Source organism: Microbulbifer sp. ABM4_008 (assembly GCF_056311705.1).
This window is the reverse complement of record NZ_CM149970.1, coordinates 1,808,497-1,823,285: the sequence shown is the minus strand read 5'-3', so window position 1 is coordinate 1,823,285 and position 14,789 is coordinate 1,808,497. Positions and strand designations below refer to the sequence as shown.

12 protein-coding genes are annotated in these 14,789 nt (G+C 54.2%); 1 reads left to right on the top strand and 11 read right to left on the bottom strand.

Annotated elements, in window-relative coordinates; translation table 11 throughout:
* Nucleotides 1–3: 3 nt before the first annotated feature.
* The 11 genes from ACYX4J_RS07995 to ACYX4J_RS07945 all read right to left on the bottom strand — a co-directional run bounded on the left by ACYX4J_RS07995 (nucleotide 4) and on the right by ACYX4J_RS07945 (nucleotide 11,000).
* On the bottom strand, nucleotides 4–468 hold the full coding sequence (locus ACYX4J_RS07995; protein WP_282932335.1) for a thioesterase family protein: 465 nt from the start codon (nucleotides 466–468) through the stop codon (nucleotides 4–6).
* Nucleotides 465–1,862, bottom strand: a complete 1,398-nt coding sequence (gene sthA, locus ACYX4J_RS07990; RefSeq protein WP_476178302.1) for a Si-specific NAD(P)(+) transhydrogenase — start codon at nucleotides 1,860–1,862, stop codon at nucleotides 465–467. Before sthA ends, ACYX4J_RS07995 begins: the two co-directional genes overlap by 4 nt.
* A 147-nt stretch (nucleotides 1,863–2,009) precedes the next feature.
* Nucleotides 2,010–2,252, bottom strand: a complete 243-nt coding sequence (gene nqrM, locus ACYX4J_RS07985; protein WP_282932334.1) for a (Na+)-NQR maturation NqrM — start codon at nucleotides 2,250–2,252, stop codon at nucleotides 2,010–2,012.
* Nucleotides 2,249–3,310 carry an FAD:protein FMN transferase gene (locus ACYX4J_RS07980; protein ID WP_282932333.1) on the bottom strand — a complete coding sequence of 354 codons (1,062 nt, stop codon included), beginning with the start codon at nucleotides 3,308–3,310 and terminating at the stop codon, nucleotides 2,249–2,251. Before ACYX4J_RS07980 ends, nqrM begins: the two co-directional genes overlap by 4 nt.
* A gap of 14 nt (nucleotides 3,311–3,324) precedes the next feature.
* Nucleotides 3,325–4,548: an NADH:ubiquinone reductase (Na(+)-transporting) subunit F gene (nqrF, locus tag ACYX4J_RS07975; protein WP_282932332.1), complete on the bottom strand. Its 1,224-nt coding sequence runs from the start codon at nucleotides 4,546–4,548 to the stop codon at nucleotides 3,325–3,327.
* A 17-nt stretch (nucleotides 4,549–4,565) separates the two neighbouring features.
* Nucleotides 4,566–5,174: an NADH:ubiquinone reductase (Na(+)-transporting) subunit E gene (gene nqrE, locus ACYX4J_RS07970; RefSeq protein ID WP_020413086.1), complete on the bottom strand. Its 609-nt coding sequence runs from the start codon at nucleotides 5,172–5,174 to the stop codon at nucleotides 4,566–4,568.
* 3 nt (nucleotides 5,175–5,177) lie between these two features.
* A complete protein-coding gene (locus ACYX4J_RS07965; RefSeq protein WP_282932331.1) occupies nucleotides 5,178–5,834 on the bottom strand; it encodes an NADH:ubiquinone reductase (Na(+)-transporting) subunit D in 657 nt (218 codons plus the stop codon).
* A 2-nt stretch (nucleotides 5,835–5,836) separates the two neighbouring features.
* Nucleotides 5,837–6,619 carry a Na(+)-translocating NADH-quinone reductase subunit C gene (locus ACYX4J_RS07960; protein WP_282932330.1) on the bottom strand — a complete coding sequence of 261 codons (783 nt, stop codon included), beginning with the start codon at nucleotides 6,617–6,619 and terminating at the stop codon, nucleotides 5,837–5,839.
* Entirely contained in the window at nucleotides 6,612–7,823 is a 1,212-nt protein-coding gene (locus ACYX4J_RS07955; RefSeq protein WP_108733655.1) for an NADH:ubiquinone reductase (Na(+)-transporting) subunit B, read from the bottom strand. The genes ACYX4J_RS07960 and ACYX4J_RS07955 overlap by 8 nt, the downstream gene beginning before the upstream one ends.
* Before the next feature lie 2 nt (nucleotides 7,824–7,825).
* Nucleotides 7,826–9,166, bottom strand: a complete 1,341-nt coding sequence (locus ACYX4J_RS07950) for a Na(+)-translocating NADH-quinone reductase subunit A (RefSeq protein ID WP_476178301.1) — start codon at nucleotides 9,164–9,166, stop codon at nucleotides 7,826–7,828.
* A 373-nt stretch (nucleotides 9,167–9,539) separates the two neighbouring features.
* Nucleotides 9,540–11,000, bottom strand: a complete 1,461-nt coding sequence (locus tag ACYX4J_RS07945; protein WP_444916215.1) for a glyceraldehyde-3-phosphate dehydrogenase — start codon at nucleotides 10,998–11,000, stop codon at nucleotides 9,540–9,542.
* Between the two features lie 304 nt (nucleotides 11,001–11,304).
* Here ACYX4J_RS07945 and mfd point away from each other — a divergent pair, with 304 nt between their 5' ends.
* Nucleotides 11,305–14,784: a transcription-repair coupling factor gene (gene mfd / locus ACYX4J_RS07940; RefSeq protein WP_476178300.1), complete on the top strand. Its 3,480-nt coding sequence runs from the start codon at nucleotides 11,305–11,307 to the stop codon at nucleotides 14,782–14,784.
* Nucleotides 14,785–14,789 lie beyond the last annotated feature (5 nt).

Below are 14,789 nucleotides of genomic sequence, written 5' to 3'. Positions count from 1 at the left end.
AGGTCAATACAGGTAAGTTGCCGTACCGGTAGCAATCAATTCATCCGTGTCGTTAATCAACTCCATTCTCGTTACAACCAGCTTGTTACCGGTGCGCAGAATTGAGCCATGGCAGAGAAAGTGTTCTCCCCTGCCCGGCTTTAGGTAGTCAACACGCATGTCGACCGTACCCAGCTTTAATAGGCGGTCCACTTTTTCTTTCCAGTGCACATCTCCCAGATGCTGGTAGGCGGCGACCATTGCGGTCAAACCACCAACCGTATCCAGGGCGGTGGCAATTACGCCACCGTGCAGGATGTTCTTCCACACATTGCCGATCAACTGTGGGTTCAGTTCAAAGCCTGCGGAAAGTGTGAGCGCCTCCAGGTCCAGGTCGCGCATCTCAAGTCCAATTTGTTGATTAAAAGGAATCTGCTCAAAAAACTCCTTTACCAACGCCTGAAACTCACTGGGTGAGGGTTCTGTCATAGGCGGGCAACCCGGTTGAGCCCATCCAGCGCAGCACTGCGATATGCCTCTGCCATGGTGGGGTAGTTAAAGGTGGTATTAACGAAATAATCGATTGAATTATTCGGTGCTGGCTGTTTCATAATGGCCTGGCCAATATGCACAATCTCAGCTGCCTCTGCCCCAAAGCAGTGAATGCCCAGGATTTCGTGAGTCTCGATATGGAACAAAATCTTGAGCATGCCTACGCGCTCACCAGAAATCTGCGCCCGCGCAGTGTGCTTGAACAGTGCGCGGCCCACTTCGTAGGGTACTTTGGCTGCGGTTAGCTCTGATTCGGTTTTACCTACAGAGGAAATCTCTGGAAGGGTATAAATCCCGGTAGGCGCATCTTCAATTACTCGATGGCCACGGCCCGCAATCGCTGCTGCAACCGCACGCCCCTGGTCATAAGAGGCACTGGCAAGGCTCGGCCACCCAATCACATCACCTACCGCAAAGATATTTTCAATTTCGGTACAGTAGTGATCGTCAACGCTCAATTGTCCGCGATGGTTCGCTTCCAGGCCGACATTCTCCAGGCCGAGGGAGCTGGTGTTGCCAGTACGGCCATTACACCAGAGCAGTGCATCCGCATGAATACGTTTGCCAGACTGCATCTCCATAATTACGCCCTGCTCATTGGGCAGTACCCGCGCATACTCCTCCTGGTGGCGAACAGTCACGCCCATATCGCGCAGGTGATAGCTCAGTGCATCAGAAATCTCATCATCAAGAAATTCCAGCAGGCTGTTACGGGTATTAATCAAATCCACCTTAACGCCGAGGCCAGCGAAGATAGACGCGTATTCACAGCCGATAACACCAGCACCATAGATCATAATGGAGTGAGGGGTGTGCTGCATGTCCAGGATCATATCGCTGTCGTAGACCCGTTCGTGATCAAAGTCTACATCGGCGGGGCGATAAGGGCGTGAGCCAGTAGCAATAATAAATTTCTTCGCTGTAATAGTTTCCGCCGCACCATCGGGCATAAGCACCTCGACAGTATGTTCATCGCGGAACTTAGCTTCGCCGACGATCAGCTCAACCCGGTTGCGGGCATAAATTGAAGTGTGCATTTCCACCTGATAGGAAATGACTTTATTCACCGTCTGCATTACCTGGGGGAAAGTAAGGCGGCGGGGTTCACCCAATGCGCGAAAAACGCTCTGGGTGTTATAACGCATCAACTGTTTGACAGAGTGGCGCAGCGCCTTGGAGGGAATGGTACCTTTGTGAGTACAATTACCACCAACCACTTGGCGCTTTTCAATAACCGCAACGCGCATGCCCTTTTTTGCTGCGCTCATTGCGGCGGCCTCTCCAGCCGGGCCAGAACCAATTACTACCAGGTCAAACTTTTGCTCTGCCATGAAATGCTCTAATTCTATTTTCCAAACGGAGTCCACAGCGCGCTAACACCATTTACTCAATACTAAATATACGGTTATCGACACCACTTGTGCCAATGACATAAAACAACAAGCCCGTTGATCACGGGCTTGTTGGAGAAGGAAAGCTTACTTGCGTTTAGATGCGTCATAAGCGAGATCTTCGGCAGTCATCTGCTGCTGTCTTTGCCTCTCCTGTTCCTTTTCACACTCATCGTCATCGCCACCACAGACTGTGCAATCCTGCTTCATGCCGATATTGTTGAGCCCGCCACAAGTTCCTTTTAACGGTTTGTTCTGAACCATGGCCCCGATCGCCATACCGGCAACAACGAGCAACATGGCCACAAAGGCAAATATGAAAATTGTCACTTCTCAGACCTCTCTACATAAGGTTTAAAGCCAGAGCTAGAACGCTCTTCGAAACCTGAATCAGTTTTTACCACCATAAAGACGGCTAGATTATCTCTTTCTGCCAGCGCCATGCCGGCATCAGCACCGAGGACATTGATCGCGGTAGCCAGACCATCGGCTTCAGCACAGGTTTCCGCAATAACGGTTACCGATGCCAACTTGTGCTTGATGGACCGCCCGGAGCGTGGGTCAATGCTATGGGAGTAACGAACACCATCCCTTTCGTAGTAGTTGCGATAGTCTCCACTCGTAGCTACTGCCTTCCCACTCACCGCAATTGGCTCCTGCACCATCTGACCTGCCACGCTGGGTACTTCAATGCCAATTACCCAGGTCTTACCCTTTGGATTCACACCCTTAGTTCGCAGTTCACCGCCAATTTCGACCAAGTAGTTTCGAATACCCAGGTCTTCCAATAGCTCGGCAACCCGATCAACGCCATGGCCCTTGGCAATCGCTGAAAGATCCACCTCAACGGGGCGGCTCTTGATAACAGTGTCTGGCTTACGGGTCAGGGTTAACGCATCGGAACCGACGACGGTTAGCAGATCGGCAATGTCTTTATCTGAGGGGATATGCTCCGGTTCGGGCTGGGGACCAAAACCCCACAAGTTGACCAGAGGGCCGACCGTCACCTCGAAAGCGCCCTCACTGCGGCGATAAATATCCAGGGACATTTCCAGTACATCTGCCAAGTGTTGGCTAACCGGGATCGCCTGCCCTACCGGGCTTTGGTTAAAGCGCATTAACTCAGAGTCGTCGATATAGGTCGACATCTCCTGGTTGACCTGCTGCAACTCATCGTCGATCAACTGCTGCAACTCACCCTGCTCCAGCCCAGAGGGCACCTGAACGACGGTGATGTGATAGCTGGTTCCCATGGTGCGGCCAGCCAACTGCCAGGACTCCGGCGAAGGAGCGCAAGCCGATAAAATTACAGCCGCCCAAAGCAAAAACAGGGCCGTAAAGACGGGCCCTGTTTTTGAGTTTGTCGGGCCTGTGATTGCTTTTAGCAAGCTAAGCCCTCCAATTATCCGCCGAAGTCATCCAGCAGGATATTTTCATCTTCTACACCCAAGTCCTTGAGCATATTGATGACTGCCGCGTTCATCATGGGCGGCCCACACATGTAGTACTCACAATCTTCCGGAGCCGGGTGGTCCTTCAGGTAGTTTTCATATACCACGTTGTGGATGAATCCGGTGTAACCCGTCCAATTGTCTTCCGGCTGTGGGTCGGACAGAGCCACATGCCACTGGAAGTTATCGAACTCGGAAGCCAGACCGTTGTAGTCATCTTCGTAGAACATCTCGCGCAGGGAGCGCGCACCGTACCAGAAGCTGATCTTACGGGTGGAATTCAGGCGCTTGAGCTGATCAAAGATGTGTGAACGCATTGGCGCCATACCGGCACCACCACCGATAAATACCATCTCGTTGTCAGTTTCCTTGGCGAAGAACTCACCAAAGGGACCGTACACCTTAATCTTGTCACCTGCCTTCAGGCTGAAAACGTAGGAAGACATCTGACCCGGCGGAATGCCCTCAGTACGGGGCGGCGGAGTCGCGATACGGATGTTGAACTTAACAACACCTTTCTCTTCCGGGTAGTTAGCCATGGAGTAAGCGCGAACCACAGGCTCGGTCACTTTGGACTCCAGCCTGAAGAAGCCAAAGTGCTCCCAGTCGCCACGGTACTGCTCTTCGACATCGAAGTCAGCAAACTTGACATGGTGAGCCGGAGCTTCCAGCTGTACGTAACCACCAGCGCGGAAGTCAACGTTTTCACCTTCGGGCAGACGCAGGGTCAGCTCCTTAATAAAGGTGGCCACGTTCGGGTTGGATTCCACAGTGCACTCCCACTGCTTAACACCAAACACCTCTTCCGGCACTTCGATTTCCATGTCTTGCTTAACCGCAACCTGACAGGAAAGACGCTTGCCTTCTTTTGCATCGCGCGGGGTAAAGTGAGCCGCTTCAGTCGGCAGCATATCGCCACCACCGGAATTCACCTTACAGATACACTGCGCACAGCTGCCGCCGCCACCACAGGCGGAGGCCAGGAACAGGTTGTTGGCAGCCAGGGTTTGCAGCAGCTTGCCACCGGCCGGTACGGTGAGAGTCTTCTCACCGTTAACCAGGATGTTGACGTTGCCGGTGTTTACCAGGCGCGAGCGGGCCGCAAGGATCACCGCTACCAGCGCCAAAACGATGACGGTAAACATCGCTACGCCGAGGATAATTTCAATACTCATTCTATTGTTTTCCCCGCTTAGATATCGATGCCGCCGAAGGACATGAAGCCCAGGGACATCAGACCAACAGTTACGAAGGTGATACCCAGACCTTTCAGGCCATCCGGAACGTCACTGTACTTCAGCTTTTCACGAATACCGGCCAGAGCGGTAATCGCCAGTGCCCAGCCGAGGCCGGCACCGAAGCCATAGGCAACACTCTCGCCAAACGCGTACTCGCGCTCAACCATGAACAAGGAAGCACCCATGATGGCGCAGTTCACGGTAATCAGCGGCAGGAATACACCCAGCGCGTTGTAGAGAGCCGGTACATATTTATCCAGGAACATCTCCAGGATCTGTACCAGTGCCGCAATTACGCCGATGTAGGACAACAGGCCGAGGAAGCTCAGGTCCACGTCGGGGTAACCGGCCCAGGCCAGTGCACCGTCTTTCAGCAGGTAGGTGTAGATCAGGTTGTTCACAGGTACTGTCAGAGTCAGCACCACGATAACCGCAACACCCAGGCCAATAGCGGCCTCAATCTTCTTCGATACCGCCAGGAAGGTACACATACCGAGGAAGAAGGCCAGCGCCATGTTTTCAACGAAAACGGCGCGGATAATCAAAGAAATATAATGTTCCACGGATTAGGCCTCCTGCGCTTGGGAATTAGGCGCAATCTTGAACTCATCTTCTTCCACCTGTGCCGGTTTCCAGGCACGGATCGCCCAGATGAACAGGCCGATCAGGAAGAATGCACTCGGCGGCAACAGCAGCAGGCCGTTGGGGATATACCAACCACCGTTGCTCACGGTAGTCAGGATATCTACACCGAACAGTTTGCCGGCGCCGAAGAGTTCACGAACCACCGCGAGACCGATCAGGATCACACTGTATCCCAGACCGTTACCAAGACCGTCGAAGAAGCTGGGCAGCGGCGGGTTCTTCATAGCGAAGGCTTCCGCACGGCCCATTACGATACAGTTGGTAATGATCAGACCAACGAATACAGACAGCTGCTTGGAGATGTCGTAAGCCAGGGCCTTGATCAGCTGGTCCACCAGGATTACCAAAGAGGCAATCACGGTCATCTGTACAATGATACGGATGCTGTTCGGGATCTGTTTGCGGATCAGGGATACCGCAACGTTGGAACAGGCCACAACCGAGGTCAGTGCGATACACATTACCAGGGTAACCTGCAGCGAGCTGGTAACAGCCAGTGCAGAACAGATACCCAGGATCTGCAGCGCGATCGGGTTGTTGTTAAAAATCGGCTCTAGCAGAGTATCTTTAATTTTCATGCTTATGCCTCCCCTGCTTTCAGGTTTTTCAGGAAGGGACCATAACCCTGGTTACCCAACCAGAAGTTCACCAGGTTGCTAACGCCCTTACTGGTCAGAGTTGCACCAGACAGACCATCTACTTCGTGAATCGCGTCTGGGCTGTTGGGGTTAACCTGACCCTTGATCACTGCGATATCCACGTCGCCCTGGTTGTTGAAGACTTTCTTACCAATCCACTGGGCCTTCCAGTTGGGGTTGTCAACTTCACCACCCAGTCCCGGAGTTTCCTTGTGCTCGTAGAAGCCGAGGCCCGCTACGGTGTCGAGGTTGCTCTCCAGAGCGAGGAAGCCGTACAGGGTGCCCCACAGGCCATAACCGCGAATCGGCAGAATGATCTTGTCCAGCTTGCCGTCTTTCTCTACCAGGTATACCTCTTTGGTATTTTCCCGGCGGATAATTTTGGCAGTGTCCTCGTCAGCCGGCAGTTTTTCACTGTCAGACGGGATCTTGGCAGCAGCGCGACCGCTGCCACCAGCCGGAGCCTGATCGGTAAACTTACCGGTATTCAGGTCGACGTATTTGATTTTTACGTCGGCGAAGGCCTTTTCGACTTCCGCTTTATCAGCGTGAGAGTCTTTCAACAGGCCGCCAGCCATCAGTACGTTGCGCTTCATGTCCAGCTCGGCATTCGCCTGCTGGGCAGGCTTCAGCATTACCGCAGCGGTGGATACCACTACGGAGCACACCAGGCACATTACCAGCGCGACAATCAGAGTACCGGTTACGGAATCTTTATTAGCCACGTGCCAACCTCCGTTTGATATTGGACTGCACCACAAAGTGGTCAAACAGCGGAGCGAACAGGTTGGCGAACAGGATCGCCAGCATCATGCCTTCCGGGAAGGCCGGGTTCACCACACGAATCAGGACAACCATCACCCCGATCAGGATGCCGTACCACCAGCGACCGGTGTTGGTCATCGCAGCGGATACAGGGTCCGTAGTCATAAAGATCAGACCGAAGGCAAAACCGCCCACTACCAGGTGCCAGTACCAGGGTACCTGGAACATCGGGTTGGTCTCGGAACCAATCATGTTAAACATGAAAGAGGTGGCCATCATGCCCAGCAGAGTGCCGGCTACGATGCGCCAGCTGGCGATCTTCATGCCCATCAGGATTACGCCGGCAATCAGGATAGCCAGGGTAGAAGTTTCACCAATGGAACCATGGATCTGACCGAAGAAAGCGTCGAACCAGGTTACCTGGCCAACAGCAGCATTGACGATACCGTTCTGGATACCTTCGCTGGCCATAACAGACAGCGCAGTAGCACCGGTATAACCGTCAACCGCAGTCCAAACCGCATCTCCAGACATTGCTGCCGGATAGGCAAAGAATACGAAGGCACGGCCGGTAAGAGCCGGGTTGAGGAAGTTCTTGCCGGTACCACCGAATACTTCCTTACCGATAACCACACCGAAGCTGATGCCCATAGCCACCATCCACAGAGGCAGATCCGGCGGACAGGTCAAGGCGAACAGGATGGAGGTTACAAAGAAGCCTTCGTTGACTTCGTGACCGCGCACCGCAGCAAACAGGACTTCCCAGATACCGCCCACAATAAAAGTGACCGCATAAATAGGCAGGAAGTACATAGCGCCGTAGACAAAGTTGTCCCACAGGCTAGCTGGGTTGTAGGAAGTCAGAGCGCCGATAATGGCGTGACGCCAGCCGGACAGATCCGGGTTGGTCATACCTTCCAGAATGGTGTTGGACTGGAAACCGATATTCCACATACCGTAGAACGCCGGGATCATGGCACAAGCCCAAACGGTGATCATAATACGCTTCAGGTCGATACCGTCGCGCACGTGAGCAGTGGTTTTGGTCTTGTCTGCTGGCTGGAACAGACCGGTGTCAATCGCTTCAAACAGGGCGTAGAACTTTTCGAACTTACCGCCTTTGTGAAACTTGGGTTCGATCGAATCGAGGAATTTACGCAACATACTTACCCCTCCTTCTCAATACGGGTCAGGTTGTCCCGTAAAATGGGGCCGTACTCGTACTTGCCCGGACACACAAAGGTGCACAACGCCAGATCTTCTTCGTCCAGCTCCAGTGCGCCCAGCTTCTGCGCCATTGCAGTATCGCCAACGATCAGGGAGCGCAGCAACTGAGTGGGCAGTACATCCAGCGGCATGACTTTCTCATAACTACCGACCGGTACCATGGCACGCTCAGAACCGTTGGTGCTGGTGGTGAAGTTGAACAGCTTGTTCTTCACCAGGCGCGACAGATAAATCGGGAATACAGAGAAACGCTTATTACCAGCACGCAGATAGTGCAGGAACGGACGCTCATCGCCCTCTTCCAGTACAGAAATCTGGTTGTGGTAGCGACCCAGGTAAGCCATCGGGCCAGCAGCGGTGCGGCCACCGAATACAGAGCCGGAGATGATGCGATCATTATCGCCTTTCAGCTCATCAGAAGTCAGGGTTTCCAGACTGGCACCGAGGCGGGTGCGCAGCAGACGCGGCTGCTTGACCTGAGGGCCGGCCAGGGAAATGACGCGATCGGTATACAGCTTACCGGTGGTAAACAGTTTGCCTACGGCGATCACATCCTGGTAATTAATGGTAAATACACTGCGGTTGCCAGAAACTGGCTTCAGGTAGTGGATGTGGGTACCGGACAGGCCTGCCGGATGGGGGCCGGCAAAGGTTTCGCGGCGAATATTCGCTGCGCTCGGTACTGGAATATCCGCATCTGGAGCAGTACAGACGTAAGTGGTTTCTGCCAGTTTGGAAAGAATCTCAACGCCCTGAGAAAAGGCTTTGGGATTCTCAGCAATCACTACTTCTGGATTGGCTGCCAGAGGGTTGGTGTCCATCGCATTGATAAACACTGCTACCGGCTCAGCGTCCAGGGCGGGAACACGGCTGAACGGGCGGGTGCGCAGTGCCGTCCACATGCCGGACTCAACCAGGTTTTCAACGACCTGTTCGCGAGTCAGACCAGACAGTTTATCTGCGCTGTAGCTTTGGAACTGTTCCGCTGCATCGCCGTCTATGCCAATCACGACGGATTGCAGAACACGACGAGCGCCACGGTTAATCGCAACAACACGACCGGCAGCAGGCGCTGTGTAGCGCACGCCTTCAGTTTTTTTGTCGCTAAACAACAGCTGACCAAGATTGACGCGATCCCCTACAGCCACTGCCATTGTCGGCTTCATCCCGTGATAATCGGGGCCGAGAACAGCAACGGTCTTGATCGCAGGTCCTTTTTGAATGACCTGCTCGGGCGCGCCGGATATGGGTAAGTCCAATCCCCGACGGATCTTTCTCATACGCCTATGCCTAAGTTTCTAGTTTAAAAAAATTGCAATAGGACCCACCGTCCCATGCCTGGGATGACGGGTCCTATTGTGGAATTCCGTGCTGCGAGGGCTTATGCCGTATCACCCGTGAACCGGGAGGAAGGAAGCTGACTAATTGGTTGTGCGCGCTAACTTCTCGGCGCACGGCCGCCCCGCAAAATCGCGCGCATTATAAAGACGGGCCAGAGTCATTACCAGCCTGGAAAGTCGTTAAGTGGCACTAAGATCGGAAATTTCTGTTGAAAAAACAGGGATTTGGGGAGGCATGGCGCGGCGACTGGGACAGTCGCCGGAACCCCGCAGTCGGCTCTGGGTACCGACTGCGGCAAGGAGGCTTGACGCCTTAGTCTTCTTTGGGGAACTGCTTATAACGAACGCCAGCCATATCTTCCAGGCAGCGAACTACCTGACAGCTATAACCAAACTCGTTGTCATACCAGCAGTAGAGCACAGCGTTCTTGCCATCCACGATAGTCGCAGTGGAATCGAATACGCAGGCAACGCGGGAGCCCACAAAATCGCTGGACACCACTTCCGGGGAGTTGGTGAAATCGATCTGCTGACGCAGCGGCGAGTGCAGTGCCACATCGCGCATATATTCGTTCAGCTCTTCCTTGGTGGTCTCTTTACCCAGGTTCAGGTTAAGGATCGCCATGGAAACATTAGGGGTCGGAACGCGAATTGCGTTGCCGGTGAGCTTACCTTTCAACTCGGGCAGCGCTTTGGCAACCGCCTTGGCAGCACCAGTTTCAGTCAGAACCATATTCAGCGCTGCTGCGCGACCGCGACGCTCACCTTTGTGGTAGTTGTCGATCAGGTTCTGGTCGTTGGTGTAGGCGTGTACGGTTTCTACGTGGCCGTGCTCAACGCCGTAGCCATCCATCATCGCTTTCAGGACAGGCACGATGGCGTTAGTGGTACAGGAAGCGGCGGACAGTACCTTGTCTTCCGGCTTGATGTCGCTGCTGTTGATACCGTAAACGATATTCTTGATATCGCCCTTGCCCGGTGCAGTCAGCAGCACCTTGGAAGCGCCTGGGCTCTGCAGGTGCTGGCTCAGACCTTCTTCATCACGCCATACACCGGTGCTGTCAACGATAATCGCATCGTCGATACCGTGCTGGGTGTAATCCACTTCCTGAGGGGAGTTGGCGTAGATGATCTTGATTTCGTTACCGTTACAGATCAGGGAGTTGGTCTCCTCGTCCACACGGATAGTGCCCTGGAAGGCGCCATGTACGGAGTCGCGGCGCAGCAGAGAAGCGCGCTTCACCAAATCATTGGGGGCCTTGCCCTTGCGCAGTACGATAGCGCGCAGACGCAGAACATCACCACTACCAGCCTTGTCGATCAGCAGGCGGGCAACCAGACGGCCGATACGACCAAAACCGTAGATCACAACATCTTTGGATTCGGGCAGAGGCTTGCCGGCACCCGCTGCGTCGGACAGCTCTTCACGTACAAACTCGTCCACAGACAAGCCGCGATCGTCGCGCATGTACTTGTTGGTCATGGTTCCCAGGTCGATATGTACGGGACCCAGCTCCATCTTGCAGATGGCTTCCAATACAGGGAAGGTTTCAAACTCGGAGAGTTCATTTTCCTCAACCTGACGCACGAAACGGTGCGCTTTCATAATGCTCAGAACTGAGCGATTAACCAGGTTGCGGCCGTACATATAAATACCGACGTTGCTCTCACGGTTGAGCTTTCCAATCATCGGGATCATGGATTCAGCCAGTGCTTCACGCTGTTTCCAGTCCTTGAAAAAGTCCGCGGGCTTCGGTCGCTTCTGAGTCACTATCGGACACCTCTGCAATGTATTTAGTAGGCAAGAAATACGGCCTTGAAACCACTCAGGACCGCATGGCTGCGCATTATAGTGTTCGCTTTACACTGCGCAACTGAGCAAAAAAGAGCCAAAAAAATGTAGTAAAACTACCTTTTTGTAGTCCACCCGAGCGACATTGCGCAATCCATAAAAAAGCGTAGTTGTTCCCGACTGGAAACACAGGCAGGGTTAACATTCCCTGCAAGCAAAACTGTTCGCGGCTACAATAGCCGACCTCGAAGACATCTCGAATGAATGCGCGGATATATAAGGAAAGATGACAGAAATACAGCCCCTGACCCCACCGAAGTTTCGCTCCTCCAGTGACCGACAATTTTGGGGACAACTGCATGGCGCAGCTGCCGCGCTCGCCATCCTCAACGCGGCACGCAATAACAAAGCGCCCACCCTGTTAATCACAAAGGACAGTCTCGAAGCGCACCGTTTAGAGGTGCAATTGAAATTTTTTAACAAAGCGCGGCGAGATAAGGGGGAAAACGGGGAGCTGGAAATTTTCCATTTTCCCGACTGGGAAATTCTCCCCTACGACACCTTCTCTCCCCACCAGGACATCATCTCGGATCGCCTCGCCACCCTTTACCAGCTGCCGAAAATGGGGGCCGGGATCGTCATAATCCCAGTCAGCACCCTGATGCACCGGTTACCACCCTGCAATTATATTGCTGGCAATGCGCTCATATTGGAGGAGGGGCAGCAGTTTGATATCGATATCCAGCGGAGACTGCTGGAGCAGGCCGGCTACCACTGCGTAGACACCGTCTACGAACACGGCGAATTCGCTGTGCGCGGCTCACTGATGGATATTTTTCCAATGGGCAGCCCCCTGCCCTACCGCATCGATCTTTTCGACGATGAAATTGAATCCCTGCGCACCTTTGACCCGGAAACCCAACGCACCATCGACAAGGTGAAAACCATTCACCTTTTACCTGCGCGGGAATTCCCTTTGCACAAGGCTGCCCTATCAGGGTTTCTGCAAAATTGGCACGGTGAATTCGATAGCGATCCCAGCCAAGTGCCAATTTACCAGGATATCAGTGCAGGAATTGCCCCGGCGGGCATTGAGTACTACCTGCCCCTGTTCTTCGATGGGAACTGCTCAAGCCTGTTCGACTATCTGCCCGAGGGCAGCCAGGCATTTTTACAGGGAGATATCCAACAGCCGCTGGACAATTTTTGGCGCGAAGTCAGCAATCGCTATGAAAGTCGTCGCGGTGACCTGACCCGCCCCATATTGCCACCGCGCCAGATTTTACTGGAAATTGATGAGCTTAACGGTGCCCTGAAGTCCATGCCCCGGGCAATCTTCTCTGCGGAGAGTCTTCCGGAAGCCCAGGGCAACTGTAATTTTGACACTTCCGTACCCCCCTCACTGCCAGTAGATGGCAAGTCCGAACAACCCCTGGCCGCACTGGAAAGCTACCTGATGGAATACTCCGGTCGGGTGCTATTTTGTGCTGAAAGTAGCGGGCGTCGCGAAGCGCTGCTGGAGCTATTAAAGGGCATACGGCTCAACCCTCCCAGCTTCCAAAGTTGGCAGGACTTCCTCGCCGCAAAGGACACTATCGGCATTACCGTAGCCCCCATCGATCAAGGGCTGCTGCTTCAGGACCCGCAAATCAACTTGATCGCGGAACCGCAGTTATTTGGTGAGCGGGTACTGCAGCAACGCCGCCGTAAAAAAGCCAAAGATGAAGCGGACAACGCGGTTAAAAACCTGGCTGAACTGCGCATGGGCACTCCCGTCGTTCACATTGATCACGGCGTAGGTCGTTATCGCGGCCTACAGCACCTGGAGATCGACGGGCAACCGGCAGAATTCCTGACCCTTGAATATGCTGACGATGCCAAACTCTACGTGCCGGTGGCCAGCCTGCACTTGATCAGCCGCTACTCCGGTGCCGATGAAGCCCTGGCCCCACTGCACAGAATGGGCAGTGAACAGTGGCAAAAAGCCAAACGCAAAGCCGCCGAGAAAGTCCGCGATGCAGCTGCGGAGCTCCTGGATATCTACGCCCGCCGCGAAGCCCGTATTGGCCATGCCTTCGATAACCCTCAATTGGCCTACCGGGAGTTTTCCGCAGGTTTCCCCTTCGAGGAAACTCCAGATCAACAACAAGCCATCGAGGCAGTTCTGGGGGATATGCTCTCAGATAAGCCGATGGACCGACTGGTTTGCGGCGACGTGGGATTCGGTAAGACAGAAGTGGCCATGCGGGCTGCATTTGTCTCGGCCCACGCAGGTATGCAAGTGGCCATGCTGGTTCCCACCACCCTGTTGGCCCAGCAACACTATCAATCCTTCCAGGATCGCTTTGCCGATTGGCCGATCAATATCGAGGTGATCTCCCGCTTCCGCTCCGGCAAGGAAGTGGACAGCGTGAAAGAGAAGGTTGCCAGTGGCAAGGTGGATATCCTGGTTGGCACCCACAAACTGCTGCAAAGCGATCTGGACTTTAAAAATCTCGGCCTGCTGATTATCGACGAAGAGCACCGCTTTGGCGTCCGGCAGAAGGAGCGTCTGAAGAGCCTGCGCTCTGAGGTGGATATCCTCAACCTTACCGCTACCCCTATTCCCCGCACCCTTAATATGGCCATGGCCGGTATTCGCGATCTATCGGTGATCGCCACCCCACCAGCACGGCGTCTCTCCGTGAAAACCTTCGTGCGCGAGCGCGATGATGCCCTGGTAAAAGAAGCTATCCTGCGGGAAATCCTGCGCGGTGGTCAGGTGTATTTCCTGCACAACGAAGTCAAAAGCATTGAGCGAATCGCGCGGGAGCTACAGGAGATGATCCCCGAGGCCCGTATCGGCATAGGCCACGGCCAGATGCGCGAACGGGAGCTGGAACAGGTGATGAGCGACTTCTATCACAAGCGCTTCAATGTCCTGGTCTGTACCACCATTATCGAAACCGGTATCGACGTCCCCACAGCCAACACGATACTGATCGAGCGCGCAGACAAGTTCGGCCTGGCCCAGCTTCACCAGTTGCGCGGTCGCGTGGGGCGCTCGCACCACCAGGCCTACGCCTATCTACTGACCCCCAACAAGCGCTCCATGACCAGTGACGCCGTGAAGCGCCTGGAGGCGATTAGCGAGGCCCAGGATTTAGGGGCAGGCTTTACCCTGGCTACCCACGACCTGGAAATTCGCGGTGCAGGCGAACTGCTAGGTGAGGAACAAAGCGGGCAGATTCAGAGTGTCGGCTTCAACTTGTATATGGAGATGCTCGACAAGGCAGTGAAGGCCATTCGCGAGGGCCGCACACCGAATATTGACGAACCCCTCGAATCCCCTGCGGTGGACGTCAATCTGCGGGTTGCTGCGCTGATTCCCGAGGACTACCTGCCCGATGTCCACGGCCGTCTGATCATGTACAAACGCATTGCCAATGCCACCGACGGGCAGCAACTGAAAGAGCTCCAGGTGGAGATGATCGACCGTTTCGGGCTACTGCCGGAATCGGTAAAACACTTGTTCCGCACCACGGAGATCAAGTTAAAGGCCGAGAATATGGGCATCCGCAAACTTGAGGCCTCTGCGGCAAGAGGGCGTATCGAATTTGCGGAGAATACCCGTGTAGATCCGCTCACTTTGGTTAAGATGGTGCAAACCCAGCCGGGACGCTACCAGCTGGCCGGCGCAAATCAACTGAATTTCAGTCTCGATGAGGAGGGTACTGATCGCAAGCTCCAGGAAATTAACGAAGTTCTGGAAAAGCTTGCACAGTGATACCA

What these genes read in the sequence shown, in the direction of transcription:
- ACYX4J_RS07955 (WP_108733655.1), bottom strand. Translation starts at nt 7,823, where the DNA reads ATGTTGCGTAAATTCCTCGATTCGATCGAACCCAAGTTTCACAAAGGC.
- mfd (WP_476178300.1), top strand. Translation starts at nt 11,305, where the DNA reads ATGACAGAAATACAGCCCCTGACCCCACCGAAGTTTCGCTCCTCCAGT.
- sthA (WP_476178302.1), bottom strand. Translation starts at nt 1,862, where the DNA reads ATGGCAGAGCAAAAGTTTGACCTGGTAGTAATTGGTTCTGGCCCGGCT.
- ACYX4J_RS07950 (WP_476178301.1), bottom strand. Translation starts at nt 9,166, where the DNA reads ATGAGAAAGATCCGTCGGGGATTGGACTTACCCATATCCGGCGCGCCC.
- ACYX4J_RS07965 (WP_282932331.1), bottom strand. Translation starts at nt 5,834, where the DNA reads ATGAAAATTAAAGATACTCTGCTAGAGCCGATTTTTAACAACAACCCG.
- nqrF (WP_282932332.1), bottom strand. Translation starts at nt 4,548, where the DNA reads ATGAGTATTGAAATTATCCTCGGCGTAGCGATGTTTACCGTCATCGTT.
- ACYX4J_RS07995 (WP_282932335.1), bottom strand. Translation starts at nt 468, where the DNA reads ATGACAGAACCCTCACCCAGTGAGTTTCAGGCGTTGGTAAAGGAGTTT.